General features: G+C 43.7%; 11 protein-coding genes and 1 pseudogene. 3 read left to right on the top strand and 9 right to left on the bottom strand.

The genetic code is table 11. From position 1 onward, the window contains the following. The 8 genes and pseudogenes from HMPREF9065_RS0109370 to HMPREF9065_RS08585 form a co-directional block, all read right to left on the bottom strand. Nucleotides 1–302, bottom strand: a 302-nt coding sequence (locus tag HMPREF9065_RS0109370; protein WP_033002352.1) for a CRISPR-associated endonuclease Cas1, incomplete at its 3' end; no start/stop codon positions are given. 185 nt (nt 303–487) lie between these two features. Then, the gene (locus HMPREF9065_RS08555) at nt 488–1,888 is read right to left on the bottom strand and encodes a GIY-YIG nuclease family protein (RefSeq protein WP_021615278.1); all 1,401 of its coding nucleotides are present in this window, start codon (nt 1,886–1,888) and stop codon (nt 488–490) included. Between the two features lie 26 nt (nt 1,889–1,914). Next, entirely contained in the window at nt 1,915–2,562 is a 648-nt protein-coding gene (gene cas4, locus HMPREF9065_RS08560; protein ID WP_021615277.1) for a CRISPR-associated protein Cas4, read from the bottom strand. A gap of 15 nt (nt 2,563–2,577) precedes the next feature. Continuing rightward, nucleotides 2,578–3,444: pseudogene (cas7c, locus tag HMPREF9065_RS09680) on the bottom strand (type I-C CRISPR-associated protein Cas7/Csd2). 11 nt (nt 3,445–3,455) lie between these two features. Further along, entirely contained in the window at nt 3,456–5,234 is a 1,779-nt protein-coding gene (gene cas8c / locus HMPREF9065_RS08570; RefSeq protein ID WP_021615275.1) for a type I-C CRISPR-associated protein Cas8c/Csd1, read from the bottom strand. After that, the gene (gene cas5c / locus HMPREF9065_RS08575) at nt 5,231–5,905 is read right to left on the bottom strand and encodes a type I-C CRISPR-associated protein Cas5c (protein WP_021615274.1); all 675 of its coding nucleotides are present in this window, start codon (nt 5,903–5,905) and stop codon (nt 5,231–5,233) included. Before cas5c ends, cas8c begins: the two co-directional genes overlap by 4 nt. Before the next feature lie 85 nt (nt 5,906–5,990). Continuing rightward, nucleotides 5,991–9,551, bottom strand: coding sequence for an SIR2 family NAD-dependent protein deacylase (locus HMPREF9065_RS08580; protein ID WP_021615273.1), 3,561 nt, complete (start codon nt 9,549–9,551; stop codon nt 5,991–5,993). Nucleotides 9,552–9,599: 48 nt separating this feature from the next. Further along, entirely contained in the window at nt 9,600–11,891 is a 2,292-nt protein-coding gene (locus HMPREF9065_RS08585; protein ID WP_021615272.1) for a CRISPR-associated helicase/endonuclease Cas3, read from the bottom strand. A gap of 238 nt (nt 11,892–12,129) precedes the next feature. On the opposite strand from HMPREF9065_RS08585, the gene glnE reads away from it, so the two are divergent. Then, nucleotides 12,130–15,063, top strand: coding sequence for a bifunctional [glutamate--ammonia ligase]-adenylyl-L-tyrosine phosphorylase/[glutamate--ammonia-ligase] adenylyltransferase (glnE, locus tag HMPREF9065_RS08590; protein WP_021615271.1), 2,934 nt, complete (start codon nt 12,130–12,132; stop codon nt 15,061–15,063). Between the two features lie 173 nt (nt 15,064–15,236). On the opposite strand, the gene HMPREF9065_RS08595 is transcribed toward glnE, so the two are convergent. Next, nucleotides 15,237–15,842, bottom strand: coding sequence for a DedA family protein (locus HMPREF9065_RS08595; protein ID WP_021615270.1), 606 nt, complete (start codon nt 15,840–15,842; stop codon nt 15,237–15,239). A gap of 213 nt (nt 15,843–16,055) precedes the next feature. On the opposite strand from HMPREF9065_RS08595, the gene rplY reads away from it, so the two are divergent. Continuing rightward, the gene (rplY, locus tag HMPREF9065_RS08600; protein WP_021615269.1) at nt 16,056–16,343 is read left to right on the top strand and encodes a 50S ribosomal protein L25; all 288 of its coding nucleotides are present in this window, start codon (nt 16,056–16,058) and stop codon (nt 16,341–16,343) included. A gap of 66 nt (nt 16,344–16,409) precedes the next feature. After that, entirely contained in the window at nt 16,410–16,913 is a 504-nt protein-coding gene (locus HMPREF9065_RS08605; protein ID WP_021615268.1) for a hypothetical protein, read from the top strand. Nucleotides 16,914–16,975: the final 62 nt, after the last annotated feature.

Below are 16,975 nucleotides of genomic sequence, written 5' to 3'. Positions count from 1 at the left end.
TTTTGCTCCGACACCCGATACTGCGCCCGACGCAGCAGCACATTGCCGCTCTGCCGCCCTTGAAGCCGCCCCAAGAAACGTCCGTTTTCGGTAAAGAACGCCAAATTCACATTATTTTCGCCACAAAACCCCAGCAGAAAAGGCGACACCAGCACATTCCCAAAACAGAAAATATGCCCGATGGAATGCACCGGCAACTGCGCCACCCTCTTGCGCTCCTGCTCCACCACCAACGTCTCCCGCTCCTTATGCAGATAGCTGCCTTGGGTGGTGATGTAGAGCGTGTTTTGCAGTTTGCGCATGGGGAAACTCCTTGGGTTTTGACCGCACTTTGGGGGCGATTGGGCTACCTGAAAATTCTATAGTTTAGGTTAGGCGGAACGCCATAACCCAATACAACAGATTGGCTTTTCACATATTGTTTTTTCATATGACCTTGACTGGGAATTTCGACATTTTATTGGGGTGCGCCTATGACTAATCTAACCTACGCTTGCTTATCTGTCTCCGAATTGAAATTATCAATTATTTTTTCTTTTAGATTATCTATCTTAAACCTTTTCTCTAACTTATTTATGATACAATCTACCTTATCTATATCAGACATTTCATTACTTTTTGGAATATAATAACTAATTTTCTTCTGAAGATTACTATAATCCAATCCCAAAGTACGTAAAACATGCTCAACAGCGTTTACAAAATCAATTTGTCTTGAAAACCTTACTTTAGCGCTCAATATATATTCATGAATTTTATTTTTCTGACTAAATTCATTTTTAATGAGTAGTTTTTCTTCAATATTTGGTTTTTCACATAACCCAAAAACCCATGTTAAATACTCGTTGTTTGTTACATGATTTTCATCTAAAAATTTATATCTTTTCTTTACAGTAGAAGGACTTAATCCAAGCTTTTTAGCTAACGATGTTAAAGCACCTTCGTACTCAATATTTTTATAAGTAAATTTTATAGTTTTTTTATTAGAATGATCAGATAGAATAAAATTTACAAATACATCTTTTCTTTTCTGTATAAATTTGTTTAAATTATCTGAATTTTTATACTTAAAATTATTTTCCTCAAGAAATCTCATACTCCTTGCTCTTATTGTACTTTTTGGTATTTTATTCAACTGAGAAAACTTACTAGAATTTAAAATAAATTTTCCATTTCTATCTGGATATTTTATTTCATTAGAAAATAAAGATGACGAATTTAATTTAGAGCACTGATTAACTCTTCTTTTTCTCTGTCTTTCACGATTAGTTCCACCTGTTTTTCTGATATCAGAAAATTCAAAAATAGCATAATAAACTGCATTGGAAAATATTTCATTTTCCAGATAATCTCCATCCTGATTTTCTTTTATAAATTTATTAACTCGCCAAGTAAGTGTACTTTCTTTAATTGAGTATTCTTCACTAAACGTATGATATAAATCTTTTTTTGAGTTAAAATCCCAGTTTTTACCTATTCCATTTTTATCTACAAAATTTCTTATTGAGATAGCTTGATTCCTTCCTATACCGCCTATGCTATGCCCACCATTCATTAAGTTATATCCATTTGGAGCTAATGTATTTTCATTCAATATCGAATTAAACTCACAATCTACCATCTCCTGTTCAGAATCAAAATCTTGGATAAGTTCAATAATAAACAATTTAAACTTATTTTTGTTCCAATTAGATGTATTTCTCTCATACTCTTCATACATTGCAGCCTGCAAGGAATGTGGATTTATAAATTGCTGATTCTTAGCTTTTCTAGTCATTTCATTAAAATGAGCTCTTAGCCGTTCTTCTAGACTTACTCTTTGAGTTAACCCTATATATTTTTTCCCATTAGAAATATGAATAATTCTATATACCTTGTATTTTTTCATCACTTACCTCGATTATTAGATACTAATTACTCAAACAACCCCGCCACATACCCTACACTCCTATCCCGTTTCCCCAGCAACTCCGACTGGCAAATCTCCATCAGAGAGCAGGCTTTGCAGCGTTTGCCGTAGTCGGGTGGCGGGGTTTGGCCGCTGTTTAGAAGTTCGCGCACGGCGGCGATGGTGGCGCATGTTTGGGCGCGCAGGTCGTCTGAAAACACGATGGGGACGCGATGGCGGGTTTGCATATACCACATCGCGCCCTCAGAGACGGTTTGCCCCGTCATTTCTTCCAAACACAAACCTTGGGCGCAAAGCTGGATTTCGTCCATCGGGTCGGGTTTGGGTTTGCCGCGTTTGTATTCCACGGGTTTCAGACGACCTGTTTTTGTATCCACTTCCACCAAATCCAACACGCCGCTGATGCCCAGTTTTTCCGCCAACACATGCACCGTCCGCTCAAAGCGCACGCCCTTACGCGTTTCGGTCTCGCCCGAATCCACCCGCTCATGCAGCGCCTTGCCCTGCGCGGTCAAATAATTCTCCGCCCACGCCTGCTCGTTATGAATCAACGCACATTGACGCGGGCAGAAGGCGTAGTGTTGCAGGGCGGAAAGGGGAATCAGGCGCGTGTCCTGATTTTCCCCTTGGCTTTCGGTTAAAAGTGCGGTCATCTTTTCAAATGTTTTTTAAAGCAACTCTTCCACACTCACGCCATTTAAGCCGTCTGAAACCACGCTGATGTTGTAATCACCAAAACCGCTTGCAGGCGTACCTGATTAGCCGTTTACGCGTTCGACTTTCACGGCGTCAAACAGTTTATGTGCGGGCTGGCTGCCGAGTGCACTGTCGTGTTTGAACACAATCAGTTTGCGCGCCGCCATTTCGCCACGGGCGGCGGAGCGGTCGTGTTCAAACATCAACGTCAGGGCTTGCCAGAGTTTGGCTAAGTCGTCGTCTGAAAAACCGGTTTTGGCGGCAAGGTTGGCGGAGATAAAGCCGTGCACGCGGTAGAGCGCGTAAGGGACGATGTATTTGCGCCCCATGGTGCGTTCTTTTTCCAAGTCTTTTTCGTTGGTTACCGCCATGCGGGTGATGGAAACTTCCAGCGGCACAATCGGGTCGATGGATTGGGCAAACGCCAGCTGCACTGGGCCACGCACTTGTCCGCTGTTGACTTCGGTGGTCATCACAGCTCCGAAGGTGCGGATATCGAAGAAGTTTTTACACATCCACGCGGTAATCTCGCGGGCTTTGGCTTCGTCTTTTGGTAGTTTTTTGGCTTCCGACTCAATGCCGAGCGCCTCATAAGCGCGTTTGTTTTGCAGGTTCAATACACTTTTTTCTTTGACGTAGATTTCGTAACCGGCTTCGTTTTCGCTGCTGATTTCTACAAAATTACGGATTTTGCGTTTTAAGCAGACGTCAGTGACCAGGCCTTTGCTGGATTCGGGATCAAGGCGCGGCATATTGCCCGCATCGGGATCGCCGTTGGGGTTGCCGTTGGTAACATCAAAAAAGTAAACAAATTCATAGCGGTTTTGAATGGCAGACATTTTCTGGCTCCTTAATTTTCAATGGTTTCAGCGGTTTCTTTTTTAGCAAAATAGCTTTGTTTTTGATGGTAATAGCCGATGGCGAAGCGGCCTTGCTCGTCAATGCTCAAATGGCGCGGAAAGGTTTCGGGCAGTTTGGCAATGATTTCGCCCAAATCTTTATCCAAATTCACCGCAATGCCGGCTTTGTCTTTACGCAAGCGCGATAAATGGTGTTTTGCGCCCGACAAAAGACGCGGAAAAACCGAAAACGGCACGGCGGATGCAGAGCCGTAATAGCGGTCGGCAATGCCGGCGTTCAATTCGCCCAACGCCTGATATTGAATGCGCTCCAACACGGCAAAGAGCCGCCCTAAAAGATAGGCGCGATTCGGGCTTTCATTGTTCAAACTCATAGGAACTCCTTCTTCGATAAAACCTTTTCTAAAACGCCGCTGTAATACGGCTTTCATCATTGCCACGCGCAAGCCGTTGACATCGCCGTCGGCACGGATTCGGGTAATCAGTTGCGACATCAAACTTAAGGGGTACGGCGTGCCACAAATCACGGTGCGGGTCATTTCGCCTGCCAACACGGGCGAGATGTTTTCGCTTTTGCCCAGCACGGCAGTTTGCAATAAGAGTCGCCAAATAGACGGCGGCGTTTTCCACGCGCAAGGCTCAAGGGATAAATCTTGCCAATGCTGCGCCAAATTTTCCGCCAACTGCCCAAACGTAGTGTCCAGCCAAAACCGAACGGAAATCCGCGCGGCATTGGGGGCAAGCCCTAAGATATAAAAACGGGTATTGGGAGAGAGTTCAGGCGCAATTTCTTGCAGCGGACGACCTTTGCCCATTTGTTCCAACACATTGAAAACTTTGACGCTTTCTTGTTCGTCATCCGGCGGCGTGAACACATGTGCGAAGAAGCCTTCGGCAGCCTGCGCCGTCGCGTTATCATCCGCTTCCGCCCAAAAGACCGTGCTAGCATCGCCGATGGTCAGGCAGTGATTGTTTTCGCGGCGCAACAGATAGTTCAGCGCGGTGGTGTAGGCAAAGGCGGATTGTTCGGAAACAGGGGCATTTGCGCCTTGCTCTTTGCCGAACGAGGCAAAGGCTTCTTTGTTGAACGAAATAATCGAACCGCCGGAGCTTTGCCCGCCAAACACGCCTTTAATCGCCGGATGCAGCCGTGCAATCGGGGCGGTATCGCCGCTAATCAGGCACAAGCCTTCAAGCGCTTCATCGCTTTTCAGGCAGCCTGCCCACAAGCTTTGCGCGGCTTCGCGTTTATGGATAAGTGCGGTCGGTTTTTCAAGAGAAAATGCGATGTTGGCATCGAGCATTTCGGCAGGCAGATTTTCGGTAGCAAAATGTGCAGGCTGCCAGTTTTGCAGAAAACGGCATAAGGCTTGCAAGCCTTCATCTTCGCTGTTTTGCAGTAAATCGAGATGGTATTGCTTGAAGGCTTCAAAGGTTTTTTCAGACGGCGTAAACGGGTTTTCTTTGACTTCGGCTTTGTTTTTATTGGCTTCCACGCCGAGCGCGTAGGCGGTTTTATCCCACAAAAAATTCGGTTTGATACCCGACGTGCGTTTTTCAGGGCGTGGCACGCTCATCCGCTTCGGCTGCGGCTTTTTATCGGCAGTCAGATTCGGCACAACGGTTTTCAGACGGCCTTCTTTATCCAACACCAAAATCCAGCCGATTTTCTCCTCGCTAAAGCCATAAGGCGGCACTTTCGGGTTGCCCATGTCATCGGTTTCCGCTGCCAAACGGCGGTAATAGCGGGCAAGGGACGCTAGAATCATGCTTTCACCTCCTCGGCGTAAAACGGCGGCACATCAATCACGCCGTCTTTCATTTGTGCACGGAAAAAATGCGGCGTGTTGCCGTGGTCAAAATCAATATCGTGCAGCATCCACCCCAAATCGCGGTTTGCCTCACTCTCCGATAATGCCAACGGCGGCAGCGGCCCGCCTTCGTCAATCAACGCAAAATCGGCAGGGAACTCACGCACGCCTAAACAAGGCTGCTGAAAGCATTGCCCCTTTTTCGCACGGCGTTTGAACATCTCGACATGCTTGGTAACGGTCTCATCCGCCCCCGCTTTTGCCGTCAGCACCGCATGGGCTTCAATCACATAAGCCACATCCTTAAGCACCGTCGCCGCGCGCTGCTGGCGGTCGTCTTCAATCAGCGTATATAAATCGGCAACGCTCTTACGCTTCATCGCGCCACTGACCTTGCCCGCCGAAATCTTGCCGCCCAATTCATTGCGCCGCACCGACTCAAACCGAATCGGTTTCAGCACATAAATCTTGTCAATCACCCACCGAATCGCCGGCTTCCAATGCACCGCCGCCAAAATCCCGCGTGCCGCCGACGGCGTGATGACATCATAAGACACCCGCTCCACCTTCATCTCCGGACGGGTAAAACAGGCATAATCGCCCCAAACGTGTAGGCGGATTTGGTTCATTTGGTTCTCCTTTTGGTTTGGAAGTGCGGTTTCAGACGACGTTTAAAAACGTTGGGAGAATTGACCGCACTTTTGAATGATATTTTTATATATCTGTAATTTCTGCAAATCTTACTTCTGGAAGTGGGTCATTCTTTGCCATTTCCAATATTCTTTTTAACTCCATATCATTATTTTGTTCTTTATTTAAAATATCTCTAGCCAATCTAATGCAAGCAGCACGAACAAGTGAAATACTTACAGATTCTTGATTATATGGTGGAATTCTCTCGTAACTTGTACTATCAAAAATAACTGGAAGAATTTCACTAAGTGATTCAATATCTTCACCTGAAAGATATTCTTTTTTATACATCTGATTAGCCGTCCAAAGGAGTGGGGCTAACCCTTGTTTTTGATTTGAACTAATCATATAAATCAGTCGCTTAATTAATTTATTTATCACAGGTAAATCTTGAAGTTCTCTCCAAGTTAACAGAGCATAAGAGGCATACGCTAATTTATGACCTTCTATAGATTGAAACCCCTTCTTAATCAATCCCGCCGTGCGACAAATAAAACTTTCATCTGATACAGCAAAATATGGATACGCCATCAGAATTTCCGGTTTATCAAGTACTATATGCATATCACACAACTTCTGAAAATTTTCTTCAGTTAATGCTTCTTTTGACAATGCTGGCACAATGGAACGCGCTAATACTTCACTAATTAATTCAGCCGTTTCAGAATTTATATTTTTAGAAAACCCTATTTCACTATCATCTTTTTCGGGTAATCTCCAAGAGGTTAGTTTTTCGAAATAATTCACAGCCTGTTCTTGACTTGGCAATTCCTTAACATTTTTTCCAAGTGCTGCATTAACTACATCCATTAAAAAATCCAATTTAAACAAGTTTTCTTCTTTCTGTTCAAATAAATATTCTCTAACTAATGCTTTTACGGACAAAGAATCTATGTTTGGTAATTCAAGTAGAACGTAATTAAGCAATCCTGTTTTAGGTATATTTTTATAATCAGGATTATCTCCCCATATATTTAATGCAATTTGTCTGCATTCTTTTTCGGTAAGGAACTTACTCTTTATTAAAGGTAATAGTCTTAACAATGCTGGAGCATTTTTAGAAGAATTTTTTTCTATACTATCTATAATTTCACCAATGCGTTTATCAATAAAAATATTTTGCTTACGCTCACCCGGATTATCTATGACAGGATTAGCCCACTTACCATATTCATTTTTTTGAATTTCTGTTTCAAGTGGATAAGATAATGCATCAAGTAACACCTCATGTTGCTCAGCGTCAGGAATACTTTTAAGAGAAAATTTAATTAAGTCCTTAATTGAATCAAATAGCCATAAGTGTTGTAGTTTATTATTCTGCCCTAAAGAAACTGCTAAGCGAAAAATTTGCTTAGCTTGTTCAGATGTTGCTCTTACAGAAATTCTAGCTAATACTTCAATAAAAACACGTAAGCGGTCAATTGCATGGCGTGTAATACCGCTTATGCTCGATTGAGCCTCTCGCTTTTCAGACCAATATTCAATTGAAGATATAGTTTTTTCTATTAAAAAATTAGCCTCGTCCTGAGATAAACACGCAATTTTAATTCTAGAAAATACTCTTTTTAAGACATTAGATGTCTCACTACTGGCGACTCTAATAGCAAGAGAGAAACGTTGGGTATTATCAATTTCAGTTAATTCGGCAATTTTTGCAGCTGAATCGACAAGAAAATTTGTATGCTGCCAACGTAATGGTAGTCCAACAGTATTAGATATACCTTCTAGTAGAAGTAGCGGGTGTAATTCATTACTCCAAGTTACAGTATTGGAGTTATCTTTGTAATGCCCTGGTTCAAATAAAGGCTCAATCTCTTGTTCTTGTTGCTTTGCTAATTTTTTGGTAATTTTTTCCTGCATGTGTTCTATGTAATCCCAAGGATCACATTTAGATTCTTTATAATCAAAAGAGAAAATTCTAATTTTCTCTTCCAGTTCACTCAAGTTAACACCTCTAGCTAACCAGTATGCCCAAGCTAGACGAGAGAGCAAATAAATAGAATCATGATTGTTTCTATACTGCTTAAGTAGAGCACTATATGCTTCACTTATTAAGTGTTTACCTTCTTCAAAATTTCCAAGCTCTGCAAATAAAGAAGCCTTTTTTAACTTCCAAATAGGATCATTAGTGGTAATTTCTTCTGCATATTTCTCTAAAGCAGGATAATCAAACGAGTCACGAGCTAAAATAGCGGAATAATAGGACAATTCATTATCAATTTCTTCCCAATATTTCTTCCCTTTTTCCAATATATGTTTTGTGGTCAGAATAATATTTTCACCTTCAGACTTATCCATCCAACGTGTATTTTTTAATAAAATAAGCGCAATCTCTAACTGTTGTTTCTTTGTTAAACAACAAGGTTTATCAAGATCACATACGGTTAGCAATTCATTTACCAACCAATTTGGAAGAATTTCAAAAGTTACTTTATGATGCCAAGCTATTTCATATAACAGCTTAGCTCTTGAATCTTTGTTCATTTTTGACAAATTATTAGAATTAGGCCAAGGATCTGTTAATTGCATATGCAAGGTGAATCTCAATCGATTTGGACATATCAACCACTCTGGGTAAGACAATCTATCTTTTTCTAAAGAAACTAATTGTCCTTCAAGAAGATGAGCTGCATGCTCATGATCTTGATAACGCCTATTTAGCTCTTCTTCTGTCATTTCTGTTCGATGTAGCTGACTTGGCTCCCATTCCCATGTATTCTTAGGTTTTAGTTCCTGCAAGGTCTGAAAAAATATTTCTGTGGCCTTAAAATGACGCATATCTGCGTCATCATAATCTTTAACCAAACTATATAAATCTATGGGGGCGATATTGAGCGACTCTAAATATTTCCGTTTTGAAGAATTTAATCCTAAAGCTCCAACGAGGTAAATCCGTCTAGAATGGCTAGTTAAATGATCTCTAACCCAACCAGCCCACTGTAAGAAATTTGGGTCATCTCCAGAGAACCCAATTAGACATAGTTCATTTTCAATAAATACTTGCCGAGCAAAGTTCACAAATGCTGCATATTGTTGCGGATATTTACGGTAATCTTCCTGAGTAAAAATCAAATCTTTACTTACATCGATAGTGCCATGCAATTTCACGATACGAGGTGATCTTGCACTTGAAAGATCTTCCTGTTTTGAAACAATACTATATACAGGCTGATGAATTTCTTCTGAAGCACGTTCAAGCAAAGTATCCCAGTTTGTAGTCAAAACCTCTGACCATGGTAATTCTAGTAAGGATTTATGTAGTTCCCCCGGTATCCAGGCTGAATCATTAATTTCCTTCTTGATTAAATCATGTAACGCTTGTTTACCGAAATATGCATTGTATTCTTCAGCTAGTCGTAATGGATCTGAGCTATTTGAACTCAATTCTTTAGTTAATAGTTCAGAAAAATTAAACCAAAGCGGAAGCTTTTTATTGCTATCTCCTGTTGTCGCAGCGCTTCTACTAAAACCTGCACCTATCATAATAGCTGCACCATGATAAGAGTTATTTTGTTGCCAGAGAGCAGAAGCAAGTTTTTTTAATTTTGTATAGTCATCAAGTTGTGTAATGTCTTTAGCCATTCTGAATTCCTATGTAATTATCTTCTCAATTAATCAAAATAATTTTCCTTAAAACACCAAACTCTCTCCCTTCAAAAACTCCACATCCTCCCAACTCAAACCCGCTACTTCATCATACAAATCCAGTCCAATCAGCGTATAAAACTGTTTTCCGAAGTTTTTCTCGTTAATCGGTTCGATACGCCCTGCTTTATATAAAGCGGCGAGGGCTTTTTCGGGGATTTGGACGATGTAGGGTTGCAGTTTGCGTAAGAGCCCGCCGATGTGGTCGGCGTGGTGCAGGCTGCTAATGAGGTTTTCGGCCCCACCATCGAACGGAATAATCAGCGGCTGCATATGGCTTTCGATCATGCGGAATTTGTCGGCGATGGTTTGGAATGGGAAATCGAGGCTTTGTCCGGCGTTGTGATGCATTTGCAAGATTTGTTTGTAATCCAGTTCTTTGCCTTTTTGGTCGTAAAGGTCTTTGAAATAGGCAGCGACAGCTTGGGTGGATAAGAGGTCATCTGAAAAGCTGTCGGCGGTCAAGCGCATGACGGCTGCTTGGGCGGCAAGTTCGGGCGGGGCTTTCCATTGTTCTTCGGGCGCGAATATCCATACAAAGCTGTTTTCAGACGGCCTTTTGCCTTCGCGGTTGCAGCGTCCGGCAGCTTGGGCAACGCTGTCTAAGCCTGCTTCGGCGCGCATCACCAGCGGAAAATCCACATCAACGCCGGCTTCGATTAAAGAGGTGGCGATAACGCGGCAAGGTTCGCCGTTTTTCAGACGGCCTCGGATCTCATCAAGCTTTTGACTGCGGTGTTTGGCGCACATTAAGGTGGTCAGGTGGAACGTACCGTCAAGGTGTTTGGCTTGGTCGTACAGGCTGCTGGCGTGGCGGCGGTTATTGACGATGACAAGCATTTGCAGGTGTTCGCCAAGTTTGGCGAGCAGATCGGCGTCAGTTTGTGTGCCGATGTGCTGCACGGTAGTGCGGCGCAGTTTGTCGAAAAGTGCGGTCGGTTTTGGGGCTATTTCGCGCATATTTTCAAAGCCGCGATAGAAGCCGTTTTCAGCTTGCACGGCTGGCTGGGTGGCGGTGCACATGACGATGCTGCAGCGGTAGTTTTGCGCCAATTCTTTGATGGCTTGCATGATGGGAAGTAAAAGATTGAGCGGCAGTATTTGTGCTTCGTCGAGGATGATGACGGAGCCTGCGATGTTGTGCAGCTTGCGGCAGCGCGAGGAGCGGTCGGCAAAGAGGGATTCGAAGAATTGCACGGCGGTGGTCACGACAATCGGCGCGTCCCAGTTTTCCGAGGCAAGGCGCAATTTGTCTTTGGTGGCCTCATTTTGCAGTTTGTCGTCGTCGAAGGTGCTGTGGTGTTCCAACACGGCTTGTTCGCCCAATTCGCCAAAGGCTTTGCGGAATTCGGTGGCATTCTGTTCGATGATGCTGGTGAACGGGATGACGTAAATCACGCGCCGCATACCGTGCTGTTTGGCGTGTTCTAGCGCAAATGCCATGGAAGTGAAAGTTTTGCCGCCTCCGGTCGGCACAGTGAGCGTGAACAGCCCTTGCGCTTGTGCCGCTTGTTCTACGGCATGATCCAGAATTTCGCTACGCAGGCGGTTTAAGGCAGCATTGCGTTTTTCGGCTTCGGTTTGCTCTGGAGCTTGGGCGACACGTCGTCTGAAAGCGTTGATGAATTGATTGAAATTGTGTTGTAAGGCGTTTAAATCAGGATAACCGCCGCGCTCGACGGCTTTGTTTTCTAGATTTGAATAAAAGGCTTCGGTATCAAGATAATCGGCATCCACCAAGCACGAATAGAGCATTCGGGTGAAGAAGGCATAGGAGAAAAAAGGATGATGTGCGTCGGCCTTGAGTGATGGTGCGGACAGGTTTTGAGGGAGCTTGATTTCTTGTTGCCACAGGTTATCGAGGGCTGGAATATCTGCGCCAAATCGCAATGCCAAACGATCCTTTAACGTGCGGCGGTTATCGCCTTCACCGTTTCCATTTGCCAACCCGGCATGGTGCCCCGCAATGCAAAACGCCATTAACTTTCCAATCACATTTCCCCAACGCTCGACGGCAATTTTTGCTCCGGCGGTAGCATGATCGACAGAGGAACCACCATGCAATCGGTGATTAAAGGGTTCTGAATATTTCCCCAAATCATGCAATTTCCCCGTCTGGCAGGCAATTTCCTGCGCACCAAATACCCGAGCAAACTCCGCCGCCATTTCGCCAACATTTACAGAATGGCTTTGCAAGGTTTGCCAATGTTCGTAAGGTAAGAGATTGCCGAGTTCGTCTTGGGCAGAATGGGCGTAGCGCATAACGGATTGGGACATTTTAGCTTCCTAAGGTTGAATACAATATCTTTTCAAATAAGGTGTGGTTTCTTTAAGAATAAATTTAGATTTTTTAGAAACATAACATCACACTTACTTGTAGTCAGAGCGTATCAAAAATATTGCATATCATCTAACACCTTTCTCTCATTCTGAGACCCCAATCACACTTTTTCTCCCCTGAAATTTTCGCCATTTCATGCTAAAGTTTACGCACCATTTTTCATAAGGATTCACCATGTCTTTTGTTGCTCAATTTACCGATAAACTCCGTTCTCTCGCCGAGGTTTTAATTCACTCTTTTCCGGAAAAATTCAATTCCACCTTGTTTGAACAAATTGAACAACAAAGAGAAGATCCCACAACAAATATCGGGCAAATGGCTGTGGCGGTGGCGATGTCGGATTTTGTGGCGGAGGCGTGGCAGAAACAGCCTGCGTTTTTAGCAAAATGTTGGGAAAAACTACCGCACTTTGAGGACTGTGACCGCTACACCGAGCGGTTGGATGAGGTGTTACAGCATGTGCAAACGGAAGAACAGCTTTATCGGGAATTACGTCTGTTTCGCGCCCGTGAAATGGTGAAGCTGAGTGTTTGCCAAAGTCTCAATTTCGCCACGGTGGAACAGGTTTTTATTCGCTTGTCGCAACTGGCGGAAAGCCTGGTTATTGGTGCGCGCGATTGGCTTTATGTGCGGGCGTGTGAAGAAATGGGTACGCCGATGGATGCGCAGGGCAACGCGCAACAGTTATATATTCTCGGCATGGGGAAATTGGGTGGCTTTGAGCTGAATTTTTCTTCCGACATTGATTTGATTTTTACGTATCCAAGCCAAGGGGAAACCGTGGGTGCGCGCCGCAGTGTGGATAACGCGAAGTTTTTCACCCGTTTGGGGCAACGCTTGATTAACGCGTTAGATCAATACACAGCCGATGGTTTTGTGTACCGCACGGATATGCGTTTACGTCCCTTTGGCGACAGTAGCGCGCTAGCACTCAGTTTTAACGCCATGGAGCAGTATTATCAGGATCAAGGTCGCGATTGGGAACGTTACGCCATGATCAAAGGTCGCATTTTAGGTGCGCAAGCAACGGATCCCAATGTTGCCGTTTTACAGAATTTATTGCGCCCGTTTGTATATCGTCGCTACATTGATTTCAGCGTGATTCAGGCGTTGCGTGAAATGAAACAAAAAATCGAACGGGAAGTGCGCCGCCGCAACCTCACCGATAACATCAAATTGGGCGCGGGCGGCATTCGTGAAATTGAGTTTATCGTGCAGGTTTTTCAGTTAATTCGCGGAGGGCGGGAAATTGCCTTGCAACAGCACGAATTGCTGAATTTATTGCCGGAACTGAGCAGGCTGAATTTGATTTCCATCGAACAGGAATCCGATTTGCGCCACGCCTATTTATTTCTACGTCGCGCGGAAAATGTGCTGCAAGCCATCAAAGATCAACAAACCCAACAACTGCCCGATAACGAATTGGATCGTCAACGTTTAATCTTCGCCTGCGCGGAATTTACCCAATGGGGTGCGCAACAAGAAAGTGTTTCCGTCACCTACCCGATTCACGATTGGGCGAGTTTTCTCGCCGTGTTACAAGAACATCAGCGCAAAGTGCGGTCGGTTTTTCAGTCATTAATTGGCGATGAGCAAGAAGAAAATACATTGGAAAATGCGTGGGAAGATTTCCTCGAAGCGGATTTTGACGAACAAGAATTGCTCGGCATTTTGCAACAAAACGATGTGCCGGAGGCGGAACAAGATGCGGTGTTGGATCGTCTGTTGCAATTTCGCAACGAATTGCCTCGTTATGCCATTGGTGTGCGTGGGCGGGCAGTGCTCAATCGCTTAATGCCAAACCTGTTGCAACAGGTTTTACACACGCCCAACAGCCCTGTGTTACTGCCACGGATTTTGACGATTATTGAAAAAATCCTCACGCGCACCACTTACCTCGAACTGTTAGCGGAGAATCCGCAAGCCTTGACACAACTTATTGAACTGTGTGCCCAATCAAAATTTATTGCGGAACAAGTGGCGCGCCACCCGATTTTGCTCGATGAATTGCTCGATCAAAAATCCCTGCGAAATCCACCGCACTTTACCGAGTACGCTTCCGAATTACAGCAATATTTATTGCGTCTGCCGCAAGATGACGAAGAACAATTTATCGACGGCTTGCGCCAGTTTAAGCACGCTGCCCTGCTCCGCATTGCCGCCGCCGATATTCTCGGCGTGTTGCCGGTAATGAAAGTGAGCGATCATCTCACCTATTTGGCTGAGGCCATTATCGGCGCGGTAGTCAATTTGGCGTGGCAACAAATCGCCGTGCGTTTTGGGGTGCCCGAACATTTGGCGAAAGGAGAGAAAAACTTCCTCGTGGTGGGCTACGGCAAATTGGGCGGCATTGAATTAGGCTATAAATCTGACTTAGATCTCGTCTTCTTATACGATCCCGCCGGCAACAGCCAAACCCTTGGCGGCAAAAAAGTCATCGACAGCAACCAATTTTATTTACGTTTAGCCCAAAAAATCGTCAGTATTTTCAGCATGAATACCAGCGCCGGGATTTTATATGACGTGGATATGCGCCTACGCCCATCCGGTGATGCAGGGTTGCTTGGTTGCTCTTTCTCCGCCTTTGAAAACTATCAACTAAACGAAGCCTGGACCTGGGAAAAACAAGCCTTGGTGCGTAGCCGTGCAGTGTTCGGCGAACAGAAACTACGGGACGAATTTGAAACCATTCGCCACAATGTGCTTTCTGCCCCACGTGACTTAGTTCAACTGAAACGCGATGTCTGCGAAATGCGGGAAAAAATGTATGAACATTTGGCGAAACATGATGACGCCCAATTCAACATCAAAACCGACCAAGGCGGCATTACGGACATTGAATTTATCGCCCAATATTTGGTGTTGGCGCATTCGCCGCAGCAGCCCGCTCTCACTCGCTGGTCAGACAATGTGCGGATTTTCGAAATCATGGCAGAATACGGCGTGATTTCTGACGCCGACAGCGAACGATTAAAACAATGTTATGTAGATCTGCGCAACCGTATTCATCATTTGAATTTACTCGGTTTACCCTCTGTGGTGGACGGGGCAGAATTTGGTGCAGAACGGGCGTTTGTGCGGGAGATTTGGAAGAAATTATTGGGATAAGACAAGTTTCTTTTTGGGATAACGTGCGGCTACGTTTTTATCACCGTATTAAAAATCACTTTGAAAACTGACCGCACTTTTAGGCTGTGTTAACGCCGATTTGTCATCAAAATCGGCGGCTCTACTCTACGCTCTCATTGCTGGAGACATCTCTATCCTCTTGCAGGACTCATTTAACTTTGTTGAGCTTTCTTGCGATTTTTATGCCATTTCCAAACAAGATAAACCACAAGGAGCGCGATTAAGATATAAATTACTGATTGGCCTTTCTTAATTTGTGCGTGTAGCCAATCTAAATTGCTGGCACCAAAATCACCGAGATAAACCCAAATTGGCACGGAAATAATCGCAGCACAGAAATCTAATAATACAAAACGCGTAAAACTCACCCGTCGGGTAATACCGGCAACCATGTAAATCGGGGCGCGTAAACCGGGTAAAAATCGAGCGACAAATAACACTCGATTGCCATATTGATCGAATTTACTACGTACCATGCGCAAACGATCTAAAGTCAAAAAGCGACGAATAGGTCTAAAACGTAGAATTTTAGTACCATAAATGCGACCAAGCCAATACATCGTGCTATCGCCTAGCAACACACCAAGCAAGCTTACGACTAACATGATATGCACATTAGCATATCCCAAACCGGAAATAACGCCGCCGGAAACTAATGTAATATCTTCCGGAATCGGTACGCCAAAACCACAGATAATCAAAACAAATAACACGGCGAAATAACCGTAATTGCTAAAAAAATTAATCAGAAATTCCATGAATAAAAGCGTCCTAAAACTAAAAATAACCCGCCCATTTTATCCCATCTTGCCTGAATATGGCTAGGAAAAAGTGCTTGATTGAGTTTGCATTACCTATACGAATTTATTATAATCGCCAACCTCAAAGTTCAGACTTTGAGCAAATTTTGTGAAATCGCTGGGTCGCCTGCGATTTTTATTCGTTTAAATCTTTAAAAAGAGAACACTAAAATGGCATTTAAATTTAACGCTGAAGTTCGTACAGCGCAAGGTAAGGGTGCGAGCCGCCGCCTGCGTCACAACGGTCAAATCCCGGCTATCGTTTATGGTGGCAAGGAAGAGCCTGTATCTATCATTTTAAGTCATGATGAATTAAACAATGCGCAAGCGCATGATTCTTTCTATTCTGACGTCATCACATTAGTGATTGATGGTAAAGAGGTGGCTGTGAAAGTGCAAGCAATGCAACGTCACCCATTTAAGCCGAAACTTGTGCACATTGACTTCAAACGTGCATAATTGATAAAAACTCCAGATGGTCTCTGGAGTTTTCTTTATATACCACTATTACATAAAGGATAGATTATGAAAAAATTAATTAAATTTGGCGCTGTTGCTTTATTTGCTGTTTTTTTGGCAGCTTGTGATAAAGCGGTAGATCCTGCAGTTGAAACGGCTGATTATAATGCGTTAATTGAATGGAACAGAAACCAAGAGCAAACACAGCTCCAATCCCAACAAAAATTCCAACAAGATCTTATGGTGGCGGTACAAGCCAAAGACAATAAAAAGATTCAAGAAGCGATTGACACCTTTAATAACTCTGTAAAAAACACAATTGCTAGCTTAGAATCGTTAAAAATTCAATCTGCTTCAATTAATGAAGTCAAAGAACAAACAAAAACTGTGCTTAGCTTAGCAAGCGATTTATTGGTTGATCAAGCGAATGTGAGCTTAAGCGAGCCAACGGAAGAACAACAAAAAGCTTATTTAGCAAAAGCAGAAAAATTAAAAGATGCCATGGCGAAACTACAAGAGCAAAGCCTTGCATTAGAGAAAAAATTTAATGGAAATGCTAAAGCACAATAATTCTGCTTAAGCCAATCTCCATAAAAAATCCCCTTTTCATAACGAATAAGGGGATTTTTATT

This window comes from Aggregatibacter sp. oral taxon 458 str. W10330 (genome assembly GCF_000466335.1).
Taxonomy (GTDB): domain Bacteria; phylum Pseudomonadota; class Gammaproteobacteria; order Enterobacterales; family Pasteurellaceae; genus Aggregatibacter.
The sequence above is the reverse complement of the archived record's forward strand: the minus strand, read 5'-3'. Positions and strand labels throughout refer to the sequence as shown.

What these genes read in the sequence shown, in the direction of transcription:
- glnE (WP_021615271.1), top strand. Translation starts at nt 12,130, where the DNA reads ATGTCTTTTGTTGCTCAATTTACCGATAAACTCCGTTCTCTCGCCGAG.
- HMPREF9065_RS08605 (WP_021615268.1), top strand. Translation starts at nt 16,410, where the DNA reads ATGAAAAAATTAATTAAATTTGGCGCTGTTGCTTTATTTGCTGTTTTT.
- rplY (WP_021615269.1), top strand. Translation starts at nt 16,056, where the DNA reads ATGGCATTTAAATTTAACGCTGAAGTTCGTACAGCGCAAGGTAAGGGT.
- HMPREF9065_RS08585 (WP_021615272.1), bottom strand. Translation starts at nt 11,891, where the DNA reads ATGTCCCAATCCGTTATGCGCTACGCCCATTCTGCCCAAGACGAACTC.
- cas8c (WP_021615275.1), bottom strand. Translation starts at nt 5,234, where the DNA reads ATGATTCTAGCGTCCCTTGCCCGCTATTACCGCCGTTTGGCAGCGGAA.
- HMPREF9065_RS08580 (WP_021615273.1), bottom strand. Translation starts at nt 9,551, where the DNA reads ATGGCTAAAGACATTACACAACTTGATGACTATACAAAATTAAAAAAA.
- HMPREF9065_RS08595 (WP_021615270.1), bottom strand. Translation starts at nt 15,842, where the DNA reads ATGGAATTTCTGATTAATTTTTTTAGCAATTACGGTTATTTCGCCGTG.
- cas4 (WP_021615277.1), bottom strand. Translation starts at nt 2,562, where the DNA reads ATGACCGCACTTTTAACCGAAAGCCAAGGGGAAAATCAGGACACGCGC.
- cas5c (WP_021615274.1), bottom strand. Translation starts at nt 5,905, where the DNA reads ATGAACCAAATCCGCCTACACGTTTGGGGCGATTATGCCTGTTTTACC.
- HMPREF9065_RS08555 (WP_021615278.1), bottom strand. Translation starts at nt 1,888, where the DNA reads ATGAAAAAATACAAGGTATATAGAATTATTCATATTTCTAATGGGAAA.